This window comes from Pseudarthrobacter sp. WHRI 8279, from assembly GCF_040224115.2.
Classification (GTDB): domain Bacteria; phylum Actinomycetota; class Actinomycetes; order Actinomycetales; family Micrococcaceae; genus Arthrobacter.
In genome coordinates this window covers 3,974,116-3,997,179 of sequence record NZ_CP168162.1, presented here as the reverse complement: position 1 = coordinate 3,997,179, position 23,064 = coordinate 3,974,116, and the positions used below count along the sequence as shown (strand labels likewise).

The 23,064-nt window shown below is 67.7% G+C and carries 21 protein-coding genes; 10 read left to right on the top strand and 11 right to left on the bottom strand.

Annotated elements, in window-relative coordinates:
- Nucleotides 1–8 precede the first annotated feature (8 nt).
- Together ABRP28_RS18335 and ABRP28_RS18330 are read right to left on the bottom strand one after the other, a co-directional pair.
- A complete protein-coding gene (locus tag ABRP28_RS18335; protein WP_350000945.1) occupies nt 9–2,789 on the bottom strand; it encodes a PEP/pyruvate-binding domain-containing protein in 2,781 nt (926 codons plus the stop codon).
- 27 nt (nt 2,790–2,816) lie between these two features.
- Nucleotides 2,817–3,848, bottom strand: coding sequence for a universal stress protein (locus ABRP28_RS18330; RefSeq protein ID WP_350000947.1), 1,032 nt, complete (start codon nt 3,846–3,848; stop codon nt 2,817–2,819).
- A gap of 423 nt (nt 3,849–4,271) precedes the next feature.
- Between ABRP28_RS18330 and ABRP28_RS18325 the strand changes: the two genes are divergently transcribed.
- Complete coding sequence (locus ABRP28_RS18325; RefSeq protein ID WP_350001576.1) at nt 4,272–4,898, top strand: FAD-dependent monooxygenase; 627 nt, start codon at nt 4,272–4,274, stop codon at nt 4,896–4,898.
- Nucleotides 4,899–4,938: 40 nt separating this feature from the next.
- Here the strand turns inward: ABRP28_RS18325 and ABRP28_RS18320 are convergent, their stop codons facing one another.
- The gene (locus tag ABRP28_RS18320; RefSeq protein ID WP_350000948.1) at nt 4,939–5,607 is read right to left on the bottom strand and encodes a copper resistance CopC family protein; all 669 of its coding nucleotides are present in this window, start codon (nt 5,605–5,607) and stop codon (nt 4,939–4,941) included.
- Nucleotides 5,608–5,718: 111 nt separating this feature from the next.
- On the opposite strand from ABRP28_RS18320, the gene ABRP28_RS18315 reads away from it, so the two are divergent.
- On the top strand, nt 5,719–7,158 hold the full coding sequence (locus ABRP28_RS18315; RefSeq protein ID WP_066273499.1) for an NCS2 family permease: 1,440 nt from the start codon (nt 5,719–5,721) through the stop codon (nt 7,156–7,158).
- Between the two features lie 39 nt (nt 7,159–7,197).
- On the opposite strand, the gene ABRP28_RS18310 is transcribed toward ABRP28_RS18315, so the two are convergent.
- Nucleotides 7,198–8,502 carry a cation:proton antiporter gene (locus ABRP28_RS18310; RefSeq protein WP_350000951.1) on the bottom strand — a complete coding sequence of 435 codons (1,305 nt, stop codon included), beginning with the start codon at nt 8,500–8,502 and terminating at the stop codon, nt 7,198–7,200.
- Nucleotides 8,503–8,683: 181 nt separating this feature from the next.
- On the opposite strand from ABRP28_RS18310, the gene hutG reads away from it, so the two are divergent.
- From hutG to ABRP28_RS18295, 3 genes are all read left to right on the top strand, one after another.
- A complete protein-coding gene (gene hutG, locus ABRP28_RS18305; RefSeq protein ID WP_350000953.1) occupies nt 8,684–9,667 on the top strand; it encodes a formimidoylglutamase in 984 nt (327 codons plus the stop codon).
- Between the two features lie 80 nt (nt 9,668–9,747).
- Nucleotides 9,748–10,251 (top strand): transporter substrate-binding domain-containing protein, encoded by a 504-nt coding sequence (locus ABRP28_RS18300; protein WP_350000955.1) that lies wholly within the window; start codon nt 9,748–9,750, stop codon nt 10,249–10,251.
- Nucleotides 10,248–11,258: a cation transporter gene (locus tag ABRP28_RS18295; protein ID WP_350000957.1), complete on the top strand. Its 1,011-nt coding sequence runs from the start codon at nt 10,248–10,250 to the stop codon at nt 11,256–11,258. The genes ABRP28_RS18300 and ABRP28_RS18295 overlap by 4 nt, the downstream gene beginning before the upstream one ends.
- A gap of 7 nt (nt 11,259–11,265) precedes the next feature.
- On the opposite strand, the gene ABRP28_RS18290 is transcribed toward ABRP28_RS18295, so the two are convergent.
- The 3 genes from ABRP28_RS18290 to ABRP28_RS18280 all read right to left on the bottom strand — a co-directional run bounded on the left by ABRP28_RS18290 (nt 11,266) and on the right by ABRP28_RS18280 (nt 13,904).
- Complete coding sequence (locus ABRP28_RS18290) at nt 11,266–11,934, bottom strand: response regulator (protein WP_231456187.1); 669 nt, start codon at nt 11,932–11,934, stop codon at nt 11,266–11,268.
- A complete protein-coding gene (locus ABRP28_RS18285; RefSeq protein WP_350001578.1) occupies nt 11,931–13,508 on the bottom strand; it encodes a sensor histidine kinase in 1,578 nt (525 codons plus the stop codon). Before ABRP28_RS18285 ends, ABRP28_RS18290 begins: the two co-directional genes overlap by 4 nt.
- 126 nt (nt 13,509–13,634) lie before the next feature.
- The gene (locus ABRP28_RS18280) at nt 13,635–13,904 is read right to left on the bottom strand and encodes a hypothetical protein (RefSeq protein WP_350000959.1); all 270 of its coding nucleotides are present in this window, start codon (nt 13,902–13,904) and stop codon (nt 13,635–13,637) included.
- Between the two features lie 230 nt (nt 13,905–14,134).
- Between ABRP28_RS18280 and ABRP28_RS18275 the strand changes: the two genes are divergently transcribed.
- From ABRP28_RS18275 to ABRP28_RS18260, 4 genes are read left to right on the top strand one after another with little or no spacing between them, the layout of a single operon-like run.
- On the top strand, nt 14,135–15,145 hold the full coding sequence (locus ABRP28_RS18275; RefSeq protein WP_350000961.1) for a tripartite tricarboxylate transporter substrate-binding protein: 1,011 nt from the start codon (nt 14,135–14,137) through the stop codon (nt 15,143–15,145).
- Nucleotides 15,142–15,645: a tripartite tricarboxylate transporter TctB family protein gene (locus tag ABRP28_RS18270; RefSeq protein ID WP_350000963.1), complete on the top strand. Its 504-nt coding sequence runs from the start codon at nt 15,142–15,144 to the stop codon at nt 15,643–15,645. The genes ABRP28_RS18275 and ABRP28_RS18270 overlap by 4 nt, the downstream gene beginning before the upstream one ends.
- The gene (locus ABRP28_RS18265) at nt 15,645–17,306 is read left to right on the top strand and encodes a tripartite tricarboxylate transporter permease (protein ID WP_350000964.1); all 1,662 of its coding nucleotides are present in this window, start codon (nt 15,645–15,647) and stop codon (nt 17,304–17,306) included. The genes ABRP28_RS18270 and ABRP28_RS18265 overlap by 1 nt, the downstream gene beginning before the upstream one ends.
- Before the next feature lie 51 nt (nt 17,307–17,357).
- Entirely contained in the window at nt 17,358–17,750 is a 393-nt protein-coding gene (locus tag ABRP28_RS18260) for a universal stress protein (protein ID WP_231456192.1), read from the top strand.
- Here ABRP28_RS18260 and ABRP28_RS18255 read toward each other — a convergent pair.
- Complete coding sequence (locus tag ABRP28_RS18255) at nt 17,747–18,625, bottom strand: fumarylacetoacetate hydrolase family protein (protein ID WP_350000966.1); 879 nt, start codon at nt 18,623–18,625, stop codon at nt 17,747–17,749. The genes ABRP28_RS18260 and ABRP28_RS18255 overlap by 4 nt on opposite strands.
- A 213-nt stretch (nt 18,626–18,838) precedes the next feature.
- Between ABRP28_RS18255 and ABRP28_RS18250 the strand changes: the two genes are divergently transcribed.
- Nucleotides 18,839–19,099 (top strand): hypothetical protein, encoded by a 261-nt coding sequence (locus tag ABRP28_RS18250; protein ID WP_350000967.1) that lies wholly within the window; start codon nt 18,839–18,841, stop codon nt 19,097–19,099.
- Nucleotides 19,100–19,194: 95 nt separating this feature from the next.
- Here the strand turns inward: ABRP28_RS18250 and ABRP28_RS18245 are convergent, their stop codons facing one another.
- The 3 genes from ABRP28_RS18245 to ABRP28_RS18235 form a co-directional block, all read right to left on the bottom strand.
- Nucleotides 19,195–19,431, bottom strand: a complete 237-nt coding sequence (locus ABRP28_RS18245) for a hypothetical protein (protein ID WP_231456195.1) — start codon at nt 19,429–19,431, stop codon at nt 19,195–19,197.
- A 163-nt stretch (nt 19,432–19,594) separates the two neighbouring features.
- Nucleotides 19,595–21,187, bottom strand: coding sequence for a histidine ammonia-lyase (gene hutH, locus ABRP28_RS18240; RefSeq protein WP_350000971.1), 1,593 nt, complete (start codon nt 21,185–21,187; stop codon nt 19,595–19,597).
- Nucleotides 21,188–21,277: 90 nt separating this feature from the next.
- On the bottom strand, nt 21,278–22,984 hold the full coding sequence (locus tag ABRP28_RS18235) for a urocanate hydratase (protein WP_350000973.1): 1,707 nt from the start codon (nt 22,982–22,984) through the stop codon (nt 21,278–21,280).
- Nucleotides 22,985–23,064 lie beyond the last annotated feature (80 nt).

The window sequence follows — 23,064 nt, the reverse complement described above, 5'->3', positions numbered from 1 at the left end:
GCGGAGGCCTACCCGGGCACTATGGTTCCAGCGCCGCCGTCGACCGTTATTCTTTGTCCCGTGGCAATCCGGACCGTTGCCTCCGGGACCCCCACCACGGCCGGGATGCCGTACTCCCGGGCAACCACGGCGCCGTGCGAGTTGGGCCCGCCCATCTCCATCACCAGGCCGCCGGCTGTCAGGAACAAGGGAGTCCAGCCCGGATCGGTGGACGGGGCCACCAGGATCTCCCCCGGTTCGAGGTGGGCACCGACAGGGTCAAGGATGACGCGGGCCAGGGCGGTGGCTGATCCCGCTGATGCCGGGCTGCCGGACAGCGCGGCACTGCCGGCCGCACCACTTGCGGTGGCATACAGCACCTCGGGTTCGGTGCCGTCCGAGAGCAGGGCCCTGGGAATGTGGCGCCGGCCGAGCTCTCGGGCGTAAGCGCTGCGCCGCTCCACGACGAGTTCGCGCAGTTCCCGGAGCCCGGGCCCTTGTGGGTCCGGGAACTGGAGCGCCTGCCTTGCCTCTGCGAAGTCGAGGAAGAAGATGTCCTCCGGGCTGTCCAGCCTGCCGTCGGCCGCAAGCCCGGCTCCCACCAGGGCCACCTGCTTCCGGACTTCCGCCAGTCCCAGGACCAGCTGGTATTTGGGCAGTTCCCGCAGGCCGGCGTACAGCCTGGTCCGGCGGAGGGCTGCACGCACCAGGAACGCACGGACCGGGCCCCGGCGGCGTGCTTCCGCCACCAGGTCCTGCACCGCCGCCTCCGCCTCAGCCTGGGCCCGGCTGAACTGGACGTCCGGCGCCATGGCGGGATCCGTGAGGCGCAGGTAGTTGGCCAGGACGCCCAGGATGTACGTGGGATCATCGGACCACCGGGGCATGCCCACGTCGATTTCGGCCACAGCCCGCTGACCGTAGCGTTCGAGGAACCGCACCAGCCCTGAGTGCAGGGCAGGGGGCAGGGTGCCGTTCCTGAACTCCGCTGCGAGCGCGGACGGTTCCCGGGTCTCGAGTGCCGTTCGCGAGTCCCTGTCATCCTTTGCTGCCGAGGCGAGGCGCCACAACTCAAGGTCCATCTCGGTGGTCACGTTGCCGGACAGGCCGCGGAGCACTTTCTCCACGTCCTTCCGGCGGTCCTGCCCTCCGAGCAGCCGTCCCGCCAGCCAAAGCATCGCGAATGCCACTGCGGGGAGGGGCAGTACGGCGGGCACAATCGCGAAGAGCCTGCCTCCCAGCAGCCGCTCGGCGTGGTCGAGCCGTTCAAGGGGACCCGCTCCTCCCCCAGGCTCCAGGTCTTCGGCATAGCGCCGGGTGAAGGAGTCCAAGCGGCGGAGCGCCGCCCGGGGCCGGAACAGTGCCCGGAGCGCTGTCTCCGGCACCCGGGCCCGCACCGCTGCCGGCAGGACATGCCGCAGGAACCCGAACGGCGTCCTGCGCGTCACCGAAAACTCCGGATCCTCAAAAACCTGGCGGACCACCGCGGCGGACCGGGCCTCCATAATGTCGAACACCCGGGGAAGGATGCGGCGCCCCACACTGCTCCGGACCGGCGTGGTGAGGTCAACGTAGATGCGCTGGCCGGCCTCCGCGTACGGCGGCGGGCCCTGCCGGGGCTCCGGAACACCGAACCCGGCGGCTTTCGCCACCGAGGAAGCAACGAGCCGCAGCGCCGCCAGCCCCATGGGGGTCAGCGGGCGGGTGAGGCCCTGGGCCAGGCTGAAGCACATGTACAACCGGGGCCCTGGACCTGCAGACCGGCGCTGCGGAACCGGATACAGCGTGGTGATAGGCCTGGACTGCGTCAGCCAGGGGGCACCCCCGGCGTCGATGGCCCACTCGGTATCCTGTGGCGAGCCGAAGTGCCGTTCGGCCTGCATCCCCAAGGCTCCAAGCCCAACGGCCTGCTCATCCGTAAGGCTGGAACCGTCAACCTGGCCGGGCACATCCAGCCTTTCCGTTCCGCCGCCCGGCCGCGGGCGGACCACGATGCGTTTGTCTCCCAGCTTTCGCTCCAAGACCCGTCCTTTTTCCGTGTCCACCACAAAGTGGTCCGGATTGACGGCTCCGGACACCACGGCCTCACCGAGCCCCGGCGCCGCATCGATGACTGCTTCCCGACGCCTGCCGGTCAGTGGATTGGCCGTAAACATCACCCCCGCCGCTTCGGCGTCAACCATCCGCTGGACCACGACGGCGAGGGCTACTTCGTGGGGCGCGATCCCCAGCGCCGCGCGGTAAGCGACTGCGCGGTCCGTCCACAGGGAGGCCCAACAGTTGCGGACGGCGTCCAGGACGGCGCCGCTGCCCACGACGTTCAGGTAGGTGTCCTGCTGGCCCGCGAAACTCGCGAACGGAAGGTCTTCGGCGGTGGCGGAGGACCTCACCGCCACGGCGCCCCCGCCCAGGGCCGCGTACGCCTGCTCCACGGCGGCTGCGGTCCGCGGCGGAACCGGAAGGGCGCTGATGGCCTCGCGTGCCCTTCCGGCCATGATGGCGAGCTGGGCGGCCCTGCCCGGATCGGAGGGCTGCAGTCCCGCCTGGAGACGGCCGAGGTCCGCAAGCACACCATCCCGGACCGTCCCGGCAGCCTCCCAATAGGCCGCCGTGATCAGGCAGAACCCATCGGGCACCGGCAGTCCCGCAGCCATCAGTTCACCGAGGTTGGCCGCCTTGCCTCCCACGAGGGGCAGCATGCTGCCGTCGATCTGGTTGAGGCGCAGAATCAGGGCGGGGGCGGAGTTCCCGTCCGGTGGGCGGGAGTCCTGCCTGCCGTTTCCTGTGCTTTCCGGACGGTCAGCGGCCATGGTGACGCTCCCTGCGGCTGGGTGCGGTCAGGCTGCCCCGAGTACGGGCCCAAACCGGGCCCGGTCCGCCAGCCGCGGGTCCTCCCGGTCAGGTACCACCATGACGGGGCCCTTGGCGTGGTGGAGGACCCCGTCCGACGTTGATCCCAGGAGCATCCCGGTGAAGCCGCCGCGGCCGCGGGTACCCACCACCACAAGCTCCACGTGGCGGCTGGCGTCCACCAGGACGTCCACAGGCGAGCCGTCTCTCAACTCGGATTCGGTGGGGAGGTTCGGGTAGTGGCTGCGAAGCCATGCCATTCCCGCGTCAAGGGTCACCTGGATGTCGGCGAACAGCGCCTTGCGGTCCATGGGGGCAGGAACCCACGCCAGGGAACCGCTGTACTGCGGCACGGCGCAGACCACGCGCAGGGTGGCACCCAGCCGCTCGGCCTGGGCTGCGGCCTCCAGCACGGCCACCCTTGCCTGCTCCGAACCGTCCACGCCCACCACCACAACGTTATCCACACGCTGGTGGCCCGCCTTGGCCTGCTCCGCCTTGATGTGCCGGTCCTCGGTTGTCTCGCCAAGCCGGTCGGAGCAGACCAGCGGCACCGTCACGGTGGGGCATTTGGCGTGGGCCGGCAGTGCACTGCTCACCGAACCGAGTAGCCGGCCCACAAAGCCGCCGCGGCCGCGGGTACCGAACACCAGGAGCTCGGCAGTCTGGGACATCTCCAGCAGCACGCCGGAGGCGTCGCCGTTCTCCACGGACGCGGTGGCGTCGATGTCGTAGGTGGCCACCTTCTCCAGGGCCTGCTTGGCGATCGCCTCCGCGCCTTCGCGAATGACGGAGTCGTCCACAGTGGCGTAGCCGCCGTCCAGGCCCGAAGCCGCAAAGATGGGGACGGAATAGGCGGTGACGATATGCAGCGGACGACGCCGGCGCTGGGCCTCGCGCGCCGCCCACACCAGTGCGCACTGGCCGTGGTCTGAACCGTCCACGCCGACAACGATTCCCTCGGGAGCGGCAGGACTGCCGCCGTCCTGCGGGTCCGGATGCAACTCTTGTGCGCCCATGGGGCCGCCTCCTCGCGATACTGCCTGATGTTGCGGCTATTCTGCCAGAAGCGGGCCGTTCCCCGTGCACCCGAACCCCTGCCTGAGCTGGGAAGAAAGGCTTGCTTCCGGTTCTCACTATTCTCCGTAGGCACTGCCTTAGCAAGCCTCTTCGGTCCGGGGAAACGGCGCTTGTCCACAGGCGGTGGGCAGTCTCCGGGAAAGCGCCTTCACCCGGCTGAAATTGTTTCGGGATTGGGCTATCCCTGGCCGCGAATCTTCTGTAGTCTTCAGGACATTGTTGGTCCGGGACGCCTACTGCCTCTTTCCGTCAGAGCTGCCCGGCCACGCACTGCGGCCGGACTTTGGGGGTAACGGGACGCGCGCGGGCGAGGACGCCCGCACCTGCCAAAACTTCGAAGGAGGGAAACTGTAGTGTCAAGCATGCCTGGGAATGCCGGGACCGAACAGACCACCACAGTCATTATTGGCACGGGCCTGTCCGGCCTCGCCGTGGCTGCCGAGCTGTGCCGCCGTGGCGTGGATTCGATAGTGGTGGACGGACTGGACCTCCTGGGCGCTGCACAACCGGCCAACACAGCTTCCCTTCAGCGGTGCGATGCGGCGGACTCCGTCAACCTTCGCGAACGCAACGAAATCCTGCGGCACCTGCGGAACTATGCCGCCAGCCACGACGTCGACGTCCGCAACACCACCCGCGCCATCCAGCTGACCATGGTGAACGGCGGCTCCCCGCTTGCTTCGGCCCCGCAGTGGGAAGTGCACACGCCCACCGGAATCCTGGTGGCGGACCACATTGTCCTGACCCGTTGCGCCCACAGCCAGCTCCGGCGCATGGTCAATGACTTCGGCATGGCTGTGGGCCGGAACCTCACCGCAGCCATGCGGGCCATCGGAATCTACCTGGTGGGCGTGGGCGAGCTCATCACGCCCTCACCCAAGGAAGTCCTGCGGCAGGCCAAGACAGTCGGCCAGGCGATCTCCGCCAGGGTGCACCCGGAGAGCGTGGCTTATCCCGCCACCGGGAGCTTTGCGGCCCTGTCCTGCTAGCGCCGCCCAGCGTCCCTGCCGGCGGTCCCGCCGGCACCCGTCACCGTTCGTCGTCCGAGCCCGCCGCGAGCCGGCGCCGGGCCAGGATGGCAAGGGTGGCCAGCAGCCCCACCGCCACGACGGCAAAAATAACAATGCTCCACTGGAACGGCTCCCCGGATCCCACCTGTTCAGGCTCGCCCGTGGTGCCAGGCTGGGCCGTCCCCATGGTGGGAGCGGTGCCTGTGCCGGCGCCGGGGGCGGCGGTTGTACCCGCCGCCGTCGGACTCCCTGCGGCCGCTGGACTTGTAGCCGGCGCTGGACTTGTAGCCTGCACGGCACCCTGCCCGGCCGAGGCGGCCGTAAAGGCGAACGTCCCCTCAATGGGGTGCGAGTCGGCGCTGACCACGCGCCAGGCCACCGTGTACTCCCCCGCCGGGCCTCCGGCCTTCAGCTTCTGGGATGCCACGTTGTCCACGATGTCCACGGGTCCCTCCGCCCACTCGGTGCCGGCGGTGTCCTTTACGGAGAACGCGGCGCCGATGCCCAGCGGGTTGTTGTTGAAGGTCACAGAAACCTGTTCGGGCGGGGCGGGCACCGACGCGCCGGCGGCGGGGCTGCTGGATTCCGCGGCATCATGCGCGGCGGCGGGACCGGCGAGGCCCAGCACCGCGGCGGCGAAAACGAGGAGCCCGGGCCCCAGGGTCAGGATCTGGCGGATGGGACGCATGCTGTGGCTGCTCCTTGTGTTGGCTTCCTTACAGACTAGGCGAAAATGCCTGCCGCCCAGCCGCCGCCCCCATAGGATGCAGGTATCCCCACAGACTTCCCCGGAGGACTAATGCTTAAGCAAGGCTCTGCCCTGGACCGGTACTTCAAGATCACCGAGCGCGGTTCCAACCTTTCCCGCGAGATCCGCGGCGGCTTCGCCACGTTCTTCGCCATGAGCTACATCGTGGTGCTGAACCCCCTGATCCTCTCCGGTCCGGACTCCAGCGGCACCACCCTGGGGTTCACCGCCGTTGCCGCCGTGACCGCCTTCGTGGCAGGCATCCTGACCATCCTGATGGGAGCCTGGGCAAAGCACCCCTTCGCGCTTGCCACCGGCCTGGGCGTCAACGCGTTCGTGGCCGTCACCGTGGCCACCAACCCGGGACTGACCTGGCCGGACATGATGGGCCTGGTGGTGCTCTCCGGCGTCACCATGCTGATCCTGGTCCTCACCGGTTTCCGCACCGCGGTGTTCAAGGCCGTTCCGGACGGGCTCAAGACCGCCATCGTGGTGGGCATCGGCCTGTTCATCGCGCTGATCGGCCTGGTCAACGCCGGCTTCGTCCGCCGCATCCCGGATGTCGCCGGCACCACCGTGCCCGTTGGACTCGGCTACGACGGTAAGCTCCTGGGCTGGCCCACCGCCGTGTTCATCTTCGGCCTGATCCTGACCATCGCCCTGGTGGTGCGCAAGGTCAAGGGCGCCATCCTGATCGGCATCATCACCTCCACCATCATCTCGGTGCTCCTGGAGATGACCCTGCACATCGGACCGAGCTTCGACGGCAAGACCTCCAACCCCCAGGGCTGGTCCCTGGTGGCGCCGACCTTCACCGGCTGGGCCGCCCCGGACCTTTCCCTGATTGGCAAGGCAAACCCGTTCGGCGCCTTCGAGCACCTGGGCTTCGTTGCCGCCACCCTGCTGGCCTTCGTCATCCTCCTGAGCATCTTCTTCGATGCCATGGGGACCATGGTGGGCCTGGCCAACGAGGCCGGAACAGTCGATGAACACGGCAACATCCCGGACGTCGACCGCGTGCTGCAGGTGGATGCCCTCGGCGCGATCGTGGGCGGCGGCGCTTCGGTTTCCTCCAACCAGATCTACGTGGAAGCCGGCGCCGGAATCGGCGAAGGTGCCCGCACGGGCGTGGCCTCGATCGTCACCGGGCTGCTGTTCCTGGTGGCCATGTTCTTCACCCCGCTCATCAACCTGGTGCCCTTCGAAGCGGTGGCCCCGGCCCTGGTGGTGGTGGGCTTCATGATGGTGTCCCAGGTGGGCAGGATCGACTGGCAGGACTGGGGCATTGCCATCCCGGCCTTCCTGACCTTCACCCTAATGCCGTTCACGTATTCCATCGCCAACGGCCTGGGCGCCGGCTTCATCGCCTTTGTCCTGATCCGCACCGTCCAGGGCAGGGTCAAGGAGATCCACCCGCTCATGTGGGCCGTTGCCGGTGCGTTCCTGCTGTTCTTCGCCGTAGGTCCCATTGAGGCGGCACTCGGAATGTAGCCCGCGGCCCCGGCTGCAGAAAAACCCAGGCCTGGCGCCTTACACGGGAGTGTTCGGCGCCAGGCCTTCATCACCGGTCAACGCGCGGGCTTTCTTTTCCCGGAGCTTGTCCAGGCGGTTCATGAGCGGCGAGGTGGTGGCGCCATGGATCACGATGGACAGCGCCACCACCAGCCCCACAAAAGCCCACAGCTCCTCCGCCTGGCCGCCGAACTCGCCTTTGCCCAGCGCATAGGAGAGGTAGTACAGCGAGCCGATCCCCCGGATCCCGAAGAACGAGAGGGCGATCCGTTCGCGGGGACCGGTCTTGCCGCCCAGCAGCCCCACCCAGCCTGCCAACGGCCTCACCAGCACCAGGAAGGCCAGCGCCACCAGCACCTCGGCCCAGCCGATCCCGGCGAGCAGCCCCCGGGCAATCGCGCCGCCCAGCAGGACCAGGATCACCACTGTCATGAGCCGTTCCAGCTGCTCCACATAGGAGTGCAGCACCCGGTGGTAGCCGTGGGTGTGCTCAGCGGCACGGATGGTCACGGCGCAGACAAACACGGCGATGAAACCGTAGCCCTCGATCATCTCGGTGGCGCCGTACGCGAGGAACGTTGCGGCGAGGGCCACGAAGCCTTCCGAGTGGTTGGACAGCCGGAGGCTGTCCACGCGGGCAGAGAAGAACAGCCGCGCCAGGAGCTTGCCGGTGAGGAACCCCAGCAGCAGCCCGATGGCCAGCCGCCACAGGACGTCCACCCCAAACCATTCCGGGAACCAGGCCCCCGGGGATGAACCCACGATGCTGATGGCGATGGCCAGGTAGACAAAGGGGAACGCCAGCCCGTCGTTGAGGCCGGCTTCGGACGTGAGGCCAAAGCGGACCTCATCTTCCTTGTCCGCGCCCTCTTCCTCGTCCGCTGGCTCGCCCACCTGCACTTCGGAGGCCAGGACCGGGTCCGTGGGTGCCAGGCTGGAGGCCACCAGCAGGGCAGCGCCGAGGCCCAGGCCCAGGAACCACAGGCCCAGCAGGGTCAGGGCGACGATGCACAGCGGCATGGCGATTCCCAGGAGCCGCCAGGTGGTGGCCCAGCGCTTGCGGCCCACGGGACGGTCCAGGGCAAGCCCGGCGCCCATCAGCGAGATGATGACGCAGATCTCCGTCAGGTGCACCACAAAGTCGCTGTGCGCCATGGGGTCCGGGTCCGGAAGCGTTGGAATCAGGGCGAACGCCGCCATGCCGGCGCCAAGGAAAACCATGGGCATGGAGAACGGCATGTTGCGCAGGAGCTTCGGGAGGACAGCTGCGGTAAACACGGCCGCGCCGGCGGCAGCAAAGAGGATGCTGGGGGCTTCAAACACGGGACTGTTCTCCGGCCTAAATCTGATGCGCCGTCCGGCGCAAAAGGTGATGGGGTCCCCCGGGGGAAGGGATTGCTCCACAATAGCCCCTGCCGCCCGCAGTCGATGACGATCTTGAATTCCAGACAGGGCGGCGGCGGTGCTGCTGGTTTTCGCCGCCCGCATGCAGTGAGCTTGGAGCATGGCCCTTCCGATCCCTGCCGTTGACCTCCCGCCCCAGCCCTGGAAGGGGAGGTACGACGGCGACGACGCCGCACACCGCCGCTGGTGGCAGGCAGTTGCTGCGTACGACGGCGGGACAGCAGGTACCGGCGCGGAGGGCCTGATGGGGGGTGCGGGTGGGGATTCCAAGCCCGCGGCCCTGCTGGGCTTCGCCAGCGATGAGGGGGTGCGCCGGAACAAGGGCCGCACCGGTGCGGCGGCCGCACCCGCGGCGATCCGCAAGGCGATGGGCCCCCTTGCGTTCCATCTGGACCGGGCCGTGCACGACGCCGGGGATGTGGTGGTGTCAGACGGTGACCTTGAGTCCGGCCAGGAACGCGCCGGCCGGGCCGTGGCGGCACTGCTCGACGCCGGACACCTGACCGCGGTGCTGGGCGGCGGCCATGAAACCGCCTTCGCGAGCTACCTGGGGGTGGCCGCCTCCGAGGCGGTCCGGGGCGGGAAGCGGCTGGGCATCCTGAACCTTGACGCCCACTTCGACCTGCGGAAGGAACCGTTGGCCACGTCCGGCACGCCGTTCCTGCAGATTGCCCTTGCGGAAGCGGCCGCCGGGCGCGACTTCCGCTACGCCGTCGTCGGAATTTCCGAACCCAACAACACGCGGGCACTTTTTGACACGGCGCGGGCGCTCGGCGTGCGCTACCTGCTGGACGAGGACTGCGAGGCCGACCGTGTCCGCGCCTTCGTGGCCGGGTTCCTTGACGGGATTGATGTGCTCTACCTGACCATCGACCTTGACGTGCTGCCGGCCGGCGTGGCCCCGGGCGTCAGTGCGCCGGCGGCGTACGGCGTACCTCTTCCGGTTATCGCCGCGGTGTGCCGGCAGGTGGCCTGGAGCGGGAAGCTGCTGCACCTGGACATTGCAGAGCTGAACCCCGCCCTTGACGTCGACGGCCGGACCGCCCGGGTGGCGGCGCGGCTGCTGGACACCCTGCTGCGCTGATCCAACGCACGGCACGGCTCCCAAAAAAGTAAGTATGCTGTCTATTATTGGACCATTACCGACGGAAAGGAGTGGGCCCAATGCGGCGCCGAGGAATGATGGCAGGCCTGCTGCTGGCCGTCCTGATGGTCCTGTCCGGCTGCGGATCCAGCTTCCCGGCCGACCCTGAGGGGACCCTGGAGAATGTGCGGGGCGGAACCCTCCGCGTGGGCGCCAGCATGAACGGCGACTGGGTGCGGATTAACGCTTCGGGCAGCGGCGGGCTCAGCAGCAACGACGTCCAGGGCACGGAAGCGGAACTGGTGAAGGACTTCGCAGCCCGGCTTGGGGCGGAGGTCGAGTGGGTGGCAGGAACAGAACAGGTCCTGGCCGATGAACTCAAGCATGGCGGGCTGGATCTGGTGATCGGCGGCCTGGACGACAAAACACCCTGGGTGACCCACGCCGGAACGACCCGGCCCTACGCGGAATCCCGGGACGGGCGTGGAAGCCTCCACAAGCACGTCATGCTGGTACCGCTCGGCGAGAACGCCTTCCTGCTTGAACTGGACAAGTACCTGATGGAAGTGAAGGCAGAGCAATGACAGACCTTCGAAGCGGCGGCACCGTGCGGTTCGGGCACACCGAACTTCCGGCGGAGCAGCGGGATGCGCTGCGCAAGGCCGCCAGGCTCGAGTGGGCCACCATGGGTTTCCTGGCGGTGACCACCACCCTGGTGTTCCTGGTGCTGGGCAACTCGCAGGCCATGAAGGCGGCCTGGATCGAGGACCTCCTCTCCTTTTTGCCGCCCATCTCCTTCCTCATTGCAGCCCGCATCATCCGGAAGCCGCCGTCGGAGGACCACCCCTACGGCTACCACCGGTCAACGGGGGTGGCGCACCTGGTGGCGGCTGTTGCCCTGACGGTCATGGGCGGCTACCTCCTGGTGGAGTCCGGGCTCGGCCTGCTGAAGGCCGAGCATCCCACCATTGGGGGCATCGAGCTTTTCGGCAGCACCATCTGGCTGGGCTGGCTCATGATGGCCGTTATGTTACTCACCGCTGCCCCGCCGGTGTTCCTGGGCAGGGCCAAGATGAAACTTGCCGAGAAACTGCACGACAAAGTGCTGTACGCGGACGCGGACATGAACAAGGCGGACTGGATGACCGCCGTTGCGGCGGTGGCTGGCGTCGGCGGAATCGGCCTTGGGCTGTGGTGGGCGGACTATGCCGCGGCACTGCTGATTTCTGCCAGCATCCTCCACGACGGATTCAAGAACACCCGCGCCGCCGTCTCCGCACTCATGGACAAGCGGGCCATGACCTACGACGACGGCGAACCGCATCCGCTGGGCCGGCAGGTGGACGCCTACCTCCGCAGCCTGGACTGGGCAGCCGACGCGAGGTCGCGGATCCGCGATGAAGGACATGTTTTCCACATTGAGTCCTTCGTGGTTCCGGCCGGGGGTGCCGTGCCGTCGCTGGAACAGCTGGAGGCAGCACGCAAGGACTGCGTGGCCATGGACTGGAAGGTGCAGGACATGGTGATCATTCCGGTGGCGGAACTGCCCTCGGAGTTCCTCCCGGGCCCCACCTCCGGCGGCGAGCACTGAAGGCCGGCTAAAGGCCCTTGAGGACGTAGCGCCGCTCGGGACGCCCCACCCCGTACTTGAGCCTCACGTCCAGGGTCCCTTCATCGTGCAGGTACTCCAGGTAGCGCCGGGCGCTGACCCGGGACGTTCCCAGCTGTTCGGCCACCTCGGCCGCAGAGAGATCCCCCGCCGCGGCGTTCAGGGTGGCCTCCACGAGCTTCAGGGTCTCGATGCTGCAGCCCTTGGGAAGCGGCCGCTCGGTCCGGTCCAGGCCGAACACCCGGTTGACGTCCGACTGCTCAGCCACATCCTTGGCTGAATCCAGCCCCTGGTACGCACTGCGGTAATGCTCCAGGCGCTCCTGCAGGTCCGACTGGGAAAACGGCTTGATCAGGTAGTGCACAATTCCGCCGCGGAGGGCCTTGCGCACGGTCTCCACCTCGCGGGCCGCACTGATCACCAGCACGTCCAGCTCCGGGGCAACGTCCCGCAGCCGGTGCATCAGGTCCAGCCCGTTGATGTCCGGAAGGTGGATGTCCAGCAGCACCAGGTCCGGCTTCAGCCGTTCCGTCTCGATCACCGCCTGGGCACCGGTGTGGGCCACGCCCACCACGGCGAAGCCGGGTGTCCGCTGGATGAACCCGGCGTGGACCTTGGCCACCATGAAGTCGTCGTCGACGATCAGCACCTTGATCATGGCTGCGTTGCACCTCTTTTGAATCGTGCGGTGAAGACTGCTCCGTTGCTGTTGGCCACGGTGAGGTCCCCGCCGGAGCGCCGGCAGACCACCCGGGAGAGCGCCAGCCCGAAGCCGCGGCTCTCCGACGGGCCGGCTTCCTTCGTGGAGAACCCCTGGCGGAAGATGTCCTCGACGGCCTCGTCCGGAACGCCGGGACCGGAGTCCCGGACCGTGACGGTGACATGGTCCCTGCCGTCCTCCACCAGCACCCTGACGGCTGCCTCCGGAAGCCCCGTGACGGCGTCGAACGCGTTGTCCACCAGGTTCCCCACAACGGTGGCGAGGTCCCGGGACAACTCATCGCTGACCGGTCCCAGTGCAGACTGCGGGTCAAGCTGCAGTGCCACGCCGCGCTCGGTGGCGAGGCTGGACTTGGCAATCAACAGGGCGGCGAGCGCGGGGTCCTGGATCCGGCTGGTCACTTCATCGTTCAGCCTGGTCCGGTCCACCGTAGCGCCGTTGACGAACTGCACCACGGAATCGTACTCGCCGATCTGGATCAGGCCGGAAATCACGTGCAGCTGGTTGGCGAACTCGTGGGCCTGCGCGCGCAGCGTGTCCGTCGCGGTCCGGGTGGCACCCAGCTCACGCTCCAGGGAGGACAACTCTGTCCGGTCCCTCAGGGTTGTCACCGAGCCGATGTTGCGGCCGCGGGAGCGGATGGGAACACGGTTGAGCACCACCAGCCGCTCCCCCACCAGCACCAGCTGGTCCGGATCCGGCTGGTCGCGGGTAAGGACCACCTTGAGGGCCGGGTCCACCGGAAGGGAAGCAAGTTTCCTGCCCACGCAGTCCGGCGGCAGGCCCAGCAGTTCCCGGGCACTGTCGTTCGCAACCGTGACGCGCTCGTGCGGATCCAGCGCCACCACGCCTTCCTTCAGTCCGTGCAGCATGGCCTCGCGGTTTTCCACCAGCCCGGTGATCTCGCTCGGTTCCATCCCCAGGGTCTGGCGTTTGACCCGCCGCGACAACAGCAGGGAGCCCGCCACGCCCAGGACGCTGGCCACGCCGAGGTAGGTCAGGAGGTTGGGGACGGCGTCGCCCAGCCGTTCAAGGGTGGACGGGTAGTTGCGGCTGATCGATGCGATGCCGATCATCTTTCCCGAATCGTCAAGGACGGGAACATGGGCGGACAGGACGGCAGTTCCGCTCTTGTCCAGCACGCCGGTCCACGCCCTGCCCTCCATCACCCTGCTGGCTCCGAGTTCCAGGGGCTGGCCCAGCAGTCCCGGATCGGAAGCGGCAACCACCGTCCCGTCCAGCTTCGCCAGGGTGACGTGCGACGATCCCGAGACGGTTCGGACGGACTCGGCCACCGCCGGCAAGGCGGACCCCACCCGAGGCTGCGCCTCGGGCAGCAAAGCCCGTACGGTCGGGTTGTTGCCGAGCGCTTCGGCGGCGGAGAGCGCCCTCCTGCCCTCGGTGCGCTCAAAGGCGGCAGCGGACTGGGCCAGGGAGATGGCAACCACGGCCACGAGCACTGCCAGGACGATCAGCAACTGGAGCACAAGGTACTGCCCGGCGAGGGACATTCCTCTTCGTCGCGTCACTGCGTGGATTCCTTTAGTGGTGGTTCGGGTGCCTGGGCGCAGGCACAGGGAAGTGCGCTGCCCGCCCCCTCCCGGCGTACCGGAACTATACCGCAGCCTGCGGGACAGTCAGCGGAGACCGCCGTCGTCCTCTTTCCCGCCACTCCCGCGGGCTGCGCTCGAGCCTGCTCCCGGATTCCCGCCCGCGCGGTGCAGCAGCACCAGCCGGGTTGCATGGAATGTGATGAATCCGGCGCCGGCCAGGATGAACAGCGCCTCCAGCCAGCCGGCCCGTCCCTCTGCAACCCGCATGGCTGCCGGCACCAGCGCCAGCAGGACCACCGCCATGCCCATCCATGCTGCCGGCGCGGTTCCGTAACGCCCGCCTCGCTCCGCCATGTCAATCCCCACATTCCGTAGCCGGCTTCCAGCCTAAAGCGCGATGCACACCGGGGCGAAAGGCGATGTGAACCGGGGCGTGGTGGGGAGCCGGAAACGTGAACGCAATGAACTTAACTTTCTCTGCGTACACAAGAGTGATCGCCGTCACGGCCGGGCCTAGCATCGAAGGACAGATCAGGTCCGCTGATCATCCTGTAGAGAATTGCATTACTGAGAAGAGGAACACCATGCGCCAGATCCGCGCATTGCGAGTTGCCGCCGTCGCCGCCGGCATCGCCCTGATGGCCACCGGCTGCGGTGCCACCGGGAAGAGCTCCACCGGTTCGGAAAGCTCCGGCGCCGCCGCCGGACCCATCACCGGACTGCAGATCATGGTCCCCAACACCCCGGGCGGCGGCTACGACACCACCGCACGCGCCGCAGCGAAGGTCCTCGACGACGAGAAGATTTCCACCAACACCGAGGTCTTCAACCTCGCCGGTGCTGGCGGCACCGTGGGCCTGGCCCGCGTGGTCAACGAAAAGGGCAACGGCGACCTCACCATGCTGATGGGGCTGGGCGTCGTTGGAGCCAGCTACACCAACAAGTCCGAGTCCAAGCTGACCGAGACCACCCCGCTGGCTCGTCTGATCGAAGAGCCGGGCGCGATCATGGTCAGCAAGGATTCCCCCTACAAGACCATCGACGACCTTGTGGCGGCCTGGAAGGCCGACCCGGCTTCCATCTCCGTAGGAGGCGGCTCCTCGCCGGGCGGCCCGGACCACCTCCTGCCCATGCAGCTGGCCGGCGCTGTGGGCATTGACGCCACCAAGGTGAACTTCGTTTCCTACGACGGCGGCGGAGACCTCCTGCCCGCGATCCTCGGCAACAAGCTTGGCTTTGCCGCTTCCGGTGCCGGCGAGTACCTGCAGCAGATCGAATCCGGCGAAGTGCGCGTGCTGGCAACCAGCGGCGCGGAGCGCCTGGAGGGTGTGGACGCCCCCACGCTGAAGGAATCCAACATCGACCTGGTGTTCACCAACTGGCGCGGCATCGTGGCCCCTCCGGGCATCAGCGACGAGGACAAGGCTTCCCTGATCGCCGCCCTTGAGGAGATGCACGCAACCGAAGGCTGGAAGGAAGCGCTGAAGACCCACAGCTGGACCGACGCCTTCATCACTGGCGATGAGTTCGAGACGTTCCTCACCGAGCAGGACAAGCGGGTGGCGGACGTCCTGACCAAGCTTGGGTTGGCGTGAGCTCCCTGACCACAGGCCTTAAAGGCCGCGCCGAGCTGGGGGTTGCCCTCCTGCTCGGCGCGGTTGGCGTCCTTGTCTTCCTGGACGCCAACGGCCTGGTAACCCCGTACTCCCAGTCGGACCCGGTTGGTCCCAAAACGGTCCCGTTCATCGTGGCCGGTTTGCTGGTTGCCTGCGCAGTGCTGCTGGCCATCAACGTGATCCGGGGCGGCCAGGGCGAAGCGGAGGGCGGCGAGGACGTCGACCTCACCCACCCTGCCGACTGGAAGACCATCCTGCCCCTCGCGGGCGCTTTTATCCTGAACATCCTGCTCATCGACTGGGCCGGCTGGGTCATCTCCGGCACCGTCCTGTTCTGGGGCAGCGTCCTGGCACTGGGCAGCCGCCGCTACATCCGTGACGGGCTCATCTCCGTGGCCCTGTCCCTGCTGACCTTCTACGGCTTCTACCTCGGGCTGGGCATCGCACTGCCCGCCGGACTCCTGGAAGGAATCCTCTGATGGACGTCTGGTCCTCACTGATGGACGGTTTCGCCACCGCCCTCACCCCCATGAACTTCCTCTACGCCGTCATCGGCGTCATCCTGGGCACCGCCGTCGGCGTCCTGCCCGGCCTCGGCCCGGCCATGACCGTGGCCCTGCTCCTGCCGGTCACCTACGCCCTGGAACCCACCAGCGCCTTCATCATGTTCGCCGGCATCTACTACGGCGGCATGTACGGCGGCTCCACCACCTCGATCCTGCTCAACACACCCGGTGAATCGTCCTCGGTGGTGACGGCGATCGAAGGCAACAAAATGGCCAAAGCGGGGCGGGCCGCACAGGCCCTTGCGACGGCGGCCATCGGCTCGTTCATCGCCGGCACCATCGGCACCGCGCTCCTGGCCGTCTGCGCCCCCATCGTGGTGGAATTCGCCGTCAGCCTGGGCGCTCCCAGCTACTTCGCCATCATGGTCCTGGCCCTGCTGGCCGTCACAGCCGTACTGGGTTCATCCCGGCTCCGCGGCTTCTCCTCGCTGGCCCTGGGCCTGGCCATCGGCCTGGTGGGCATCGACTCCGTCACCGGCCAGCGCCGCCTGACCTTCGGCCAGCCGCTGCTCGCGGACGGCCTGGACATCGTTGTGGTGGCAGTGGCCATCTTCGCAGTGGGCGAAGCCCTGTGGGTTGCCGCGCACCTGCGCCGCACCCCCCTGCACGTCATCCCGGTCGGCAGGCCCTGGATGGGCAAAAAGGACTGGAGCCGTTCCTGGAAGCCCTGGCTTCGCGGCACCGCCTTCGGGTTCCCTTTCGGCGCCCTTCCCGCCGGCGGCGCGGAAATCCCCACCTTCCTGTCCTATGTGACAGAGAAGCGGCTCAGTAAGCACCCCGAGGAGTTCGGCAAGGGCGCTATCGAGGGCGTCGCCGGTCCGGAAGCTGCCAACAACGCAGCCGCCGCCGGAACCCTGACCCCCATGCTGGCGCTGGGCCTTCCCACCAACGCCACTGCCGCCGTCATGCTGGCAGCCTTCACCTCCTACGGCATCCAGCCGGGCCCGCAGCTGTTTTCCAGCCAGGGACCCCTGGTCTGGGCGCTGATCGCAAGCCTGTTCATCGGCAACCTGCTGCTCCTGCTGATCAACCTGCCGCTGGCTCCCCTGTGGGCCAAGCTCCTGCAGCTGCCCCGGCCGTACCTGTACGCCGGCATCCTGTTCTTCGCCACCCTGGGCGCCTACTCGGTTAACCTGCAGGCCTTCGACCTTGTTCTCCTGCTGGCGCTGGGCGCACTGGGATTCATGATGCGCCGGTTCGGGCTGCCCGTGCTGCCCCTGATCCTTGGCGTCATCCTGGGGCCCCGGATCGAAGGCCAGCTGCGCAAGAGCCTGCAGCTCAGCGCCGGTGACCCGGCAGGGCTCTGGAGCGAGCCGATCGCCGTCGTTGTTTACATCATCGTGGCGCTGATCCTGGTATGGCCGCTGCTCTTCAAGCTGGTCCGGCGCAACCGGCCCGTCCAAACTGCACCTGCCGACGCGCCTGCAAGCTCGGACGGATCCCTGCGCTCGGCCCCCGAGGCCACCTCCGCGCCGCGCGAAGCCGGCGGAACCGTGAGCCACGGCAGCCACCGGGCCGACGGCGGGAGCCACAGCGGCGGCGACGGGGGCGACGGCGGCGGCGGCAGCGACTAAGCCACGGCGCCCGCCCTTCGACCACCAGACACCACTACCTAAGGAACAGTCATGACGATCGTTGTGGGATACGTCCCTACCCCCGAGGGCGAAGCAGCCCTGACCCAGGCCATCCACGAAGCCCGGAAGAGCAACACCAGACTCCTGGTGATCAACTCCTCCAAGGGTGACGCCCTGGTGGACAACCGCTACGCCCAGGAGCCGGAGATCCAGAGCATCGAGGACCGGCTGGCCACCCAGGGCATCGACCACGTGATCAAGCAGCCGGTCCGTGGACACGATGCCGCAGCGGAGGTGCTGGATGCCGCGGAGGAAAACAACGCGGAACTGATTGTGATCGGCCTGCGCCGCCGGACTCCGGTGGGCAAGCTCATCATGGGCAGCGTATCCCAGCGGATCCTGCTGGAAGCCGACTGCCCGGTCCTCGCCGTGAAGGCTGGCTAACTGCCGGACTCTCCAGCGCGGAACAGCTCAAGGCGTTGGCGCCCCAGCCCCACGACCTCTACCTCCACCACGTCACCCGGCTGGAGGTAGGGGAAGCGGCCGCTGAGCGCCACGCCTTCCGGCGTTCCGGTCAGGACAACGTCCCCTGGCTCCAGGCGCATGTACTGGCTGCAGTGGTGGACAAGCGTGGCGGCATCGAAGATGAGCTCTGAGGTTTTGGAGTCCTGGCGCGGCTCCCCGTTGACCCAGCTCCGCAACCGCAGGTTCCCGCCGTCGATCTCGTCTGCCGGAACCAGCCACGGGCCCAGCGGCGTGGAGCCGGGGAGGGACTTGCCCTTGGTCCACTGGCCGGCCGTTCCGGGGAGCTGGTACTCACGCTCGGAGAGGTCGTTGGCGGTGACATAACCGGCGATGCAGTCCTCCGCCTCCCTTACGGATTCCAGGTAGCTGGCTTCCCTGCCGATGACGATTCCCAGCTCCACCTCCCAGTCGTACCTGCTGGAGTTGGGCGGAACGGGTGCAGGATCGAACGGCCCCGCAACAGTATTGCTCGGCTTGAGGAACACCACCGGGACCTCCGGGGGCGGGGAACCTGACTCGGCAGCATGCGCGGCGTAGTTCATCCCGATACCCACCACCGAGCCGGGCCTGGCAAGCGGAGGCCCGATCCGGAGCGTCTCGGCTCCTTGCAGTTCCGGCAGCAGCCCGGCTTCCAGCGCGTGGCGGACCTTGCCCGTTCCTCCGGAGGCCAGGAACGCTCCGTCCACGTCCTGGGTCAGCGGCAGCAGGCTGTAGTACCGGCCGGGCCCGCCTGCGGACGGCACCATAACGGCCGGCTGTTCCCTGCCGATTTCACCCAGGCGCATGATTTTCATCCGGTCCTCCTTCGAGCTGACGTTGCACGTTCAAACCCATGGTTGCTGATGCGCCGGCCTGCCGCCAACGCGCCCCATTGTGACTGGAAGGCCCGCTTCTCCTGCCGCCTGGGAAGAGCTCGTCGACACTCCAAAGGGCAGACATCTGACATTTACACGGGGCAGCGGGTATGATTGGGATGCCCTCAGGCATGGAACACAGAAAGTTTGGACATGACTACAGCAACCATGGAACGCGTTAGCGCCGATTCCTCCCCCGCCGACGCTCCGGCGCTCCGGTCGATCGACCTGGAGTTCTCCACGGCGGGCGACGTCCACACGGGCCTGGAAGAGGCAGTTGCGGAACTTATTGAGGTTGCCGCCCAGGACGCGTCCTGCGGCATCCTGGTGACCAGGCTGCACCCCGGCCGCTACACCGTGGCGCTGGATGAATCGGTCCCCTTCGGCGAGACCTACGAGGCCATCGCCGCCTGACAGTTTGCGTAGGACGCCTCTCCTCGCATAGACAAAAGTCCCCGCCGCTGCATCTGCAGCGGCGGGGACTTTTGTCTATGCGGTTACCGGGGCTGTCAGCCGCGGCGGACCTGCACGCCGTCGGACTTCAAAAAGAGCTGCTTTTCGGACGGACCAGCCGGCACGAGCCACAGAACGTTTCCGCTCTGCGACACTTCTTCCACCTCCCCGGTGGCCACCACATGCGCCTGCTTGATGATCTCGACGCGTTCCCCGGCCTGGAGTCCCCTCCAGTCGGAAATAACGGCGGAATGGGCATTGCGCCTCGACAGGACTGCCCCACGTGCTTTCATGTGAACTTCTACCCCTTTGTATATGTTCCGCGCCACAGCCTCTTTGATGTGACTTTCACTACACCTTCAGTTCTACTACACTCCGGGTCCGCCTGATGTCTGTGTCGCTGGAAATTTCACCAGGCGGACGCTTTGTGCTGATGCGCTGAAGATTCTTCGCCGGTCAAGCCAAGGGGCCCACCGCTGATTCGACTGCGCGGCGGACCTCCCCTGCTGCCACCAGCCTGTCCGCGGCTTCAAGCTCCGGGGACAGGAAGCGGTCCGTCCCGGGCCCGTCCACCACGGTCCGCAGTGCACGGACGACGGCGGCGCCCGCCAGCCCCGGAGTCAGCACACCGCCGGAGAGCTGGCTGCGGATGTCCAGGGCCCGCGCAGACGTCACCAGCTCGATCGCCAGGACGCGCCGCAGGTTCTCCACGGCCTTGCGGAGCTTGCGGGCAGCGTGCCAGCCCATGGAGACGTGGTCTTCCTGCATGGCCGAACTCGGGATGGAGTCCACCGATGCGGGGACCGCGAGCCGCTTGTTGTCCGAGACCAGCCCGGCCTGGGTGTACTGGGCGATCATGAGCCCGGAATCGACGCCGGGGTCCGCTGCGAGGAATGCGGGAAGTCCGTGGGACCGCGCCGGGTCCAGCATCCTGTCCGTCCGCCGCTCAGCAATGGAGCTGAGGTCCGCGACGGCGATGGCCAGGAAGTCCAGGACGTACGCCACAGGGGCGCCGTGGAAGTTGCCGTTCGAGCTGACCCGGCCGTCGGGCAGCACCACCGGGTTGTCGATAGCCGCTGCCAGTTCGCGGGACGCCACCAGGTCCGCGTGGTCCAGCGTGTCCCTGACCGCACCGGTGACCTGCGGGGCGCAGCGGAGCGAATAGGCGTCCTGCACGCGGGAATCGCCTACTTTGTGGGAGGCCACGATCGGCGAACCGGAGAGTACGCGCAGCATGTTGTCAGCGCTGGCGGCCTGCCCCGGATGGGGGCGCAGTGCGGCGTGCAGCTCCGGGAGGAACACCTGGTCGGTGCCCAGCAGCGCCTCGACGCTCATCGCCGCGGTGATGTCCGCCGTCGTCAGCAGTTGCCGAAGGTCTGCGATGGCCATGAGCAGCATGCCCAGCATCCCCTCTGTGCCGTTGACCAGGGCCAGGCCTTCCTTCTCCGCAAGGGTGACCGGCTCGATGCCGTGCGCTGCAAGCAGTTCAGCAACAGGCCGTTCTCCCCGCCCGCCGTACCTGGCGCCGTCGGGCCCTTCCGCCTCGCCTTCACCCATCAGCACCAGGGCGCAGTGCGACAGGGGCGCAAGGTCGCCGGAGCAGCCCAGCGACCCGAACTCGCGGACCACCGGCGTGATGCCGGCGTTGAGGACGTCCACCATGGTCTGCAGGACCACGGGGCGGACGCCGGTGCGGCCGGAGGCCAGGGTCTTGGCGCGGAGGAACATGATGCCGCGCACCACTTCGCGTTCCACGGCCGGCCCCATGCCGGCGGCGTGGCTGCGGATCAGGCTCTTTTGCAGCTGGGTGCGCAGCTCGTTGGGAATGTGGCGGTTAGCAAGGGCGCCGAAGCCGGTGGAGATTCCGTATGCCGGGACGTCGCTGGCGGCGAGATCGTCAATATGGGCCCGGACCTTGGCAACGGTTTGCAGGGCTTCAGCGGAGATGGCCACCTTCGCGTTGTGGCGCGCGACGGCGACAACATCCTCGGGCGTGACCCCGCTGGTGCCGAGGGTGACGGTCAGCGGTTCGTGGGTTGTCAATGTCATGATTCCTACTTTTTGTGGTGTGTGGGGATCGACTGCTCCGTAACTGTCGTTTTCGAGGCTCTAAACGACAGGTACGGAGCAACCGATGGACTAGTTGGTCCCTGAAGACTCGTTCATGGGAATGCGGACGCCGCGCTCTTTGGCGACCTCGAGGGCGCGGCCGTAGCCGGCGTCGGCGTGCCGGATGACGCCCATGCCGGGGTCGTTGGTCAGGAGGCGCTCGAGTTTCTCGGCGGCGAGGTCGGTGCCGTCGGCGACGGAGACCTGGCCGGCGTGGATGGAGCGGCCGATGCCCACGCCTCCGCCGTGGTGCAGCGACACCCAGGTGGCACCGGAGGCGGTGTTCAGCAGGGCGTTCAGCATGGGCCAGTCGGCGATTGCGTCGGAGCCGTCGGCCATGGCCTCGGTTTCGCGGTACGGGGAGGCGACGGAGCCGGAGTCCAGGTGGTCGCGGCCGATCACGATGGGCGCCTTGACCTTGCCTTCCTTGACGAGCTGGTTGAACAGCAGCCCGGCCTTGGCGCGTTCGCCGTAGCCCAGCCAGCAGATCCGGGCCGGGAGGCCTTCGAACTCCACCCGCTCCTGGGCGGCGTCAATCCAGCGGTGCAGGTGCTTGTTCTCCGGGAACAGTTCCTTGATGGCCGCGTCGGTGACGCGGATGTCCTCGGGGTCTCCGGAGAGGGCCACCCAGCGGAACGGGCCCAGTCCCTCGCAGAACAGGGGGCGGATGTAGGCCGGGACGAAGCCGGGGAACGCGAAGGCCCGGGTGTAGCCGCCCTTGCGTGCCTCGTCGCGGATGGAGTTGCCGTAGTCGAAGACCTCTGCCCCGGCGTCCTGGAATTCCACCATGGCCTGAACGTGCCGGGCCATGGACGCCTGGGCCTTCTTGGTGAAGCCTTCCGGGTCTGCCTCGGCTTCGCGGTGCCATTCCTCCACCGAGATGCCCTCGGGCAGGTAGGACAGCGGATCGTGCGCGGAGGTCTGGTCCGTGACGATGTCCACCGTCAGTTCGCCGGCCCGGTGGCGGCGCAGGATCTCGGGGAACACCTCGGCTGCGTTGCCCACATAGCCCACGGACCAGCCGCGCCGCTCCTCCTTGGCCTTGAGGACCTTGGCGAGGGCGGCGTCTAAGTCCGTTTCCACCTCGTCCAGGTAGCGCTTGCCGGCGCGGCGGCGCAGGCGGGTCTCGTCGACGTCGACAATCAGGCACGCGCCGTCGTTCAGGGTGACGGCGAGCGGCTGGGCGCCGCCCATGCCGCCGCAGCCGCCGGTGAGGGTCAGGGTGCCGGCGAGGGTGCCGTTCTCGTCCCCGGTGAGCTTGCGGGCGATCGCGGCGAAGGTCTCGAAGGTGCCCTGCAGGATGCCCTGGGTGCCGATGTAGATCCAGGACCCGGCGGTCATCTGGCCGTACATCATCAGGCCCTCGGCCTCGAGCCGGCGGAACTCGGGCCAGGTGGCCCAGTCGCCCACCAGGTTGGAGTTGGCCAGCAGCACCCGCGGCGCCCACTCGTTGGTGCGGAACACGCCCACCGGCTTGCCGGACTGCACCAGGAGGGTCTCGTCCTTTTCCATGGTTTCCAGCGTCCGGGTGATCGCGTCAAAAGCAGCCCAGGAGCGAACGGCGCGGCCCGTGCCGCCATAGACCACCAGGTCATCCGGGCGCTCCGCGACCTCGGGGTCCAGGTTGTTCATCAGCATGCGCAGCGGCGCCTCGGTCTGCCAGGACTTGGCGGTGAGCTCGGTGCCGCGGGCTGCTTTGACCGGGCGGGCACCGGTGGTGAAATCGGCGGGTGCCATGGGGGCTCCTTCAGGTAGGGGTGTACTGGAAGTTCTGTATCTACTAAAGCCTGTCCGCAGCGGCAGAAACAGGGCGTGCA

Bases quoted from the DNA above. Each gene is read 5' to 3' on its own strand.
- ABRP28_RS18335 (WP_350000945.1), bottom strand. From the start codon at position 2,789: ATGGCCGCTGACCGTCCGGAAAGCACAGGAAACGGCAGGCAGGACTCC.
- ABRP28_RS18330 (WP_350000947.1), bottom strand. From the start codon at position 3,848: ATGGGCGCACAAGAGTTGCATCCGGACCCGCAGGACGGCGGCAGTCCT.
- ABRP28_RS18325 (WP_350001576.1), top strand. From the start codon at position 4,272: ATGCCTGGGAATGCCGGGACCGAACAGACCACCACAGTCATTATTGGC.
- ABRP28_RS18320 (WP_350000948.1), bottom strand. From the start codon at position 5,607: ATGCGTCCCATCCGCCAGATCCTGACCCTGGGGCCCGGGCTCCTCGTT.
- ABRP28_RS18315 (WP_066273499.1), top strand. From the start codon at position 5,719: ATGCTTAAGCAAGGCTCTGCCCTGGACCGGTACTTCAAGATCACCGAG.
- hutG (WP_350000953.1), top strand. From the start codon at position 8,684: ATGGCCCTTCCGATCCCTGCCGTTGACCTCCCGCCCCAGCCCTGGAAG.
- ABRP28_RS18300 (WP_350000955.1), top strand. From the start codon at position 9,748: ATGCGGCGCCGAGGAATGATGGCAGGCCTGCTGCTGGCCGTCCTGATG.
- ABRP28_RS18295 (WP_350000957.1), top strand. From the start codon at position 10,248: ATGACAGACCTTCGAAGCGGCGGCACCGTGCGGTTCGGGCACACCGAA.
- ABRP28_RS18290 (WP_231456187.1), bottom strand. From the start codon at position 11,934: ATGATCAAGGTGCTGATCGTCGACGACGACTTCATGGTGGCCAAGGTC.
- ABRP28_RS18285 (WP_350001578.1), bottom strand. From the start codon at position 13,508: ATGTCCCTCGCCGGGCAGTACCTTGTGCTCCAGTTGCTGATCGTCCTG.
- ABRP28_RS18280 (WP_350000959.1), bottom strand. From the start codon at position 13,904: ATGGCGGAGCGAGGCGGGCGTTACGGAACCGCGCCGGCAGCATGGATG.
- ABRP28_RS18275 (WP_350000961.1), top strand. From the start codon at position 14,135: ATGCGCCAGATCCGCGCATTGCGAGTTGCCGCCGTCGCCGCCGGCATC.
- ABRP28_RS18265 (WP_350000964.1), top strand. From the start codon at position 15,645: ATGGACGTCTGGTCCTCACTGATGGACGGTTTCGCCACCGCCCTCACC.
- ABRP28_RS18260 (WP_231456192.1), top strand. From the start codon at position 17,358: ATGACGATCGTTGTGGGATACGTCCCTACCCCCGAGGGCGAAGCAGCC.
- ABRP28_RS18255 (WP_350000966.1), bottom strand. From the start codon at position 18,625: ATGAAAATCATGCGCCTGGGTGAAATCGGCAGGGAACAGCCGGCCGTT.
- ABRP28_RS18250 (WP_350000967.1), top strand. From the start codon at position 18,839: ATGACTACAGCAACCATGGAACGCGTTAGCGCCGATTCCTCCCCCGCC.
- ABRP28_RS18245 (WP_231456195.1), bottom strand. From the start codon at position 19,431: ATGAAAGCACGTGGGGCAGTCCTGTCGAGGCGCAATGCCCATTCCGCC.
- hutH (WP_350000971.1), bottom strand. From the start codon at position 21,187: ATGACATTGACAACCCACGAACCGCTGACCGTCACCCTCGGCACCAGC.
- ABRP28_RS18235 (WP_350000973.1), bottom strand. From the start codon at position 22,984: ATGGCACCCGCCGATTTCACCACCGGTGCCCGCCCGGTCAAAGCAGCC.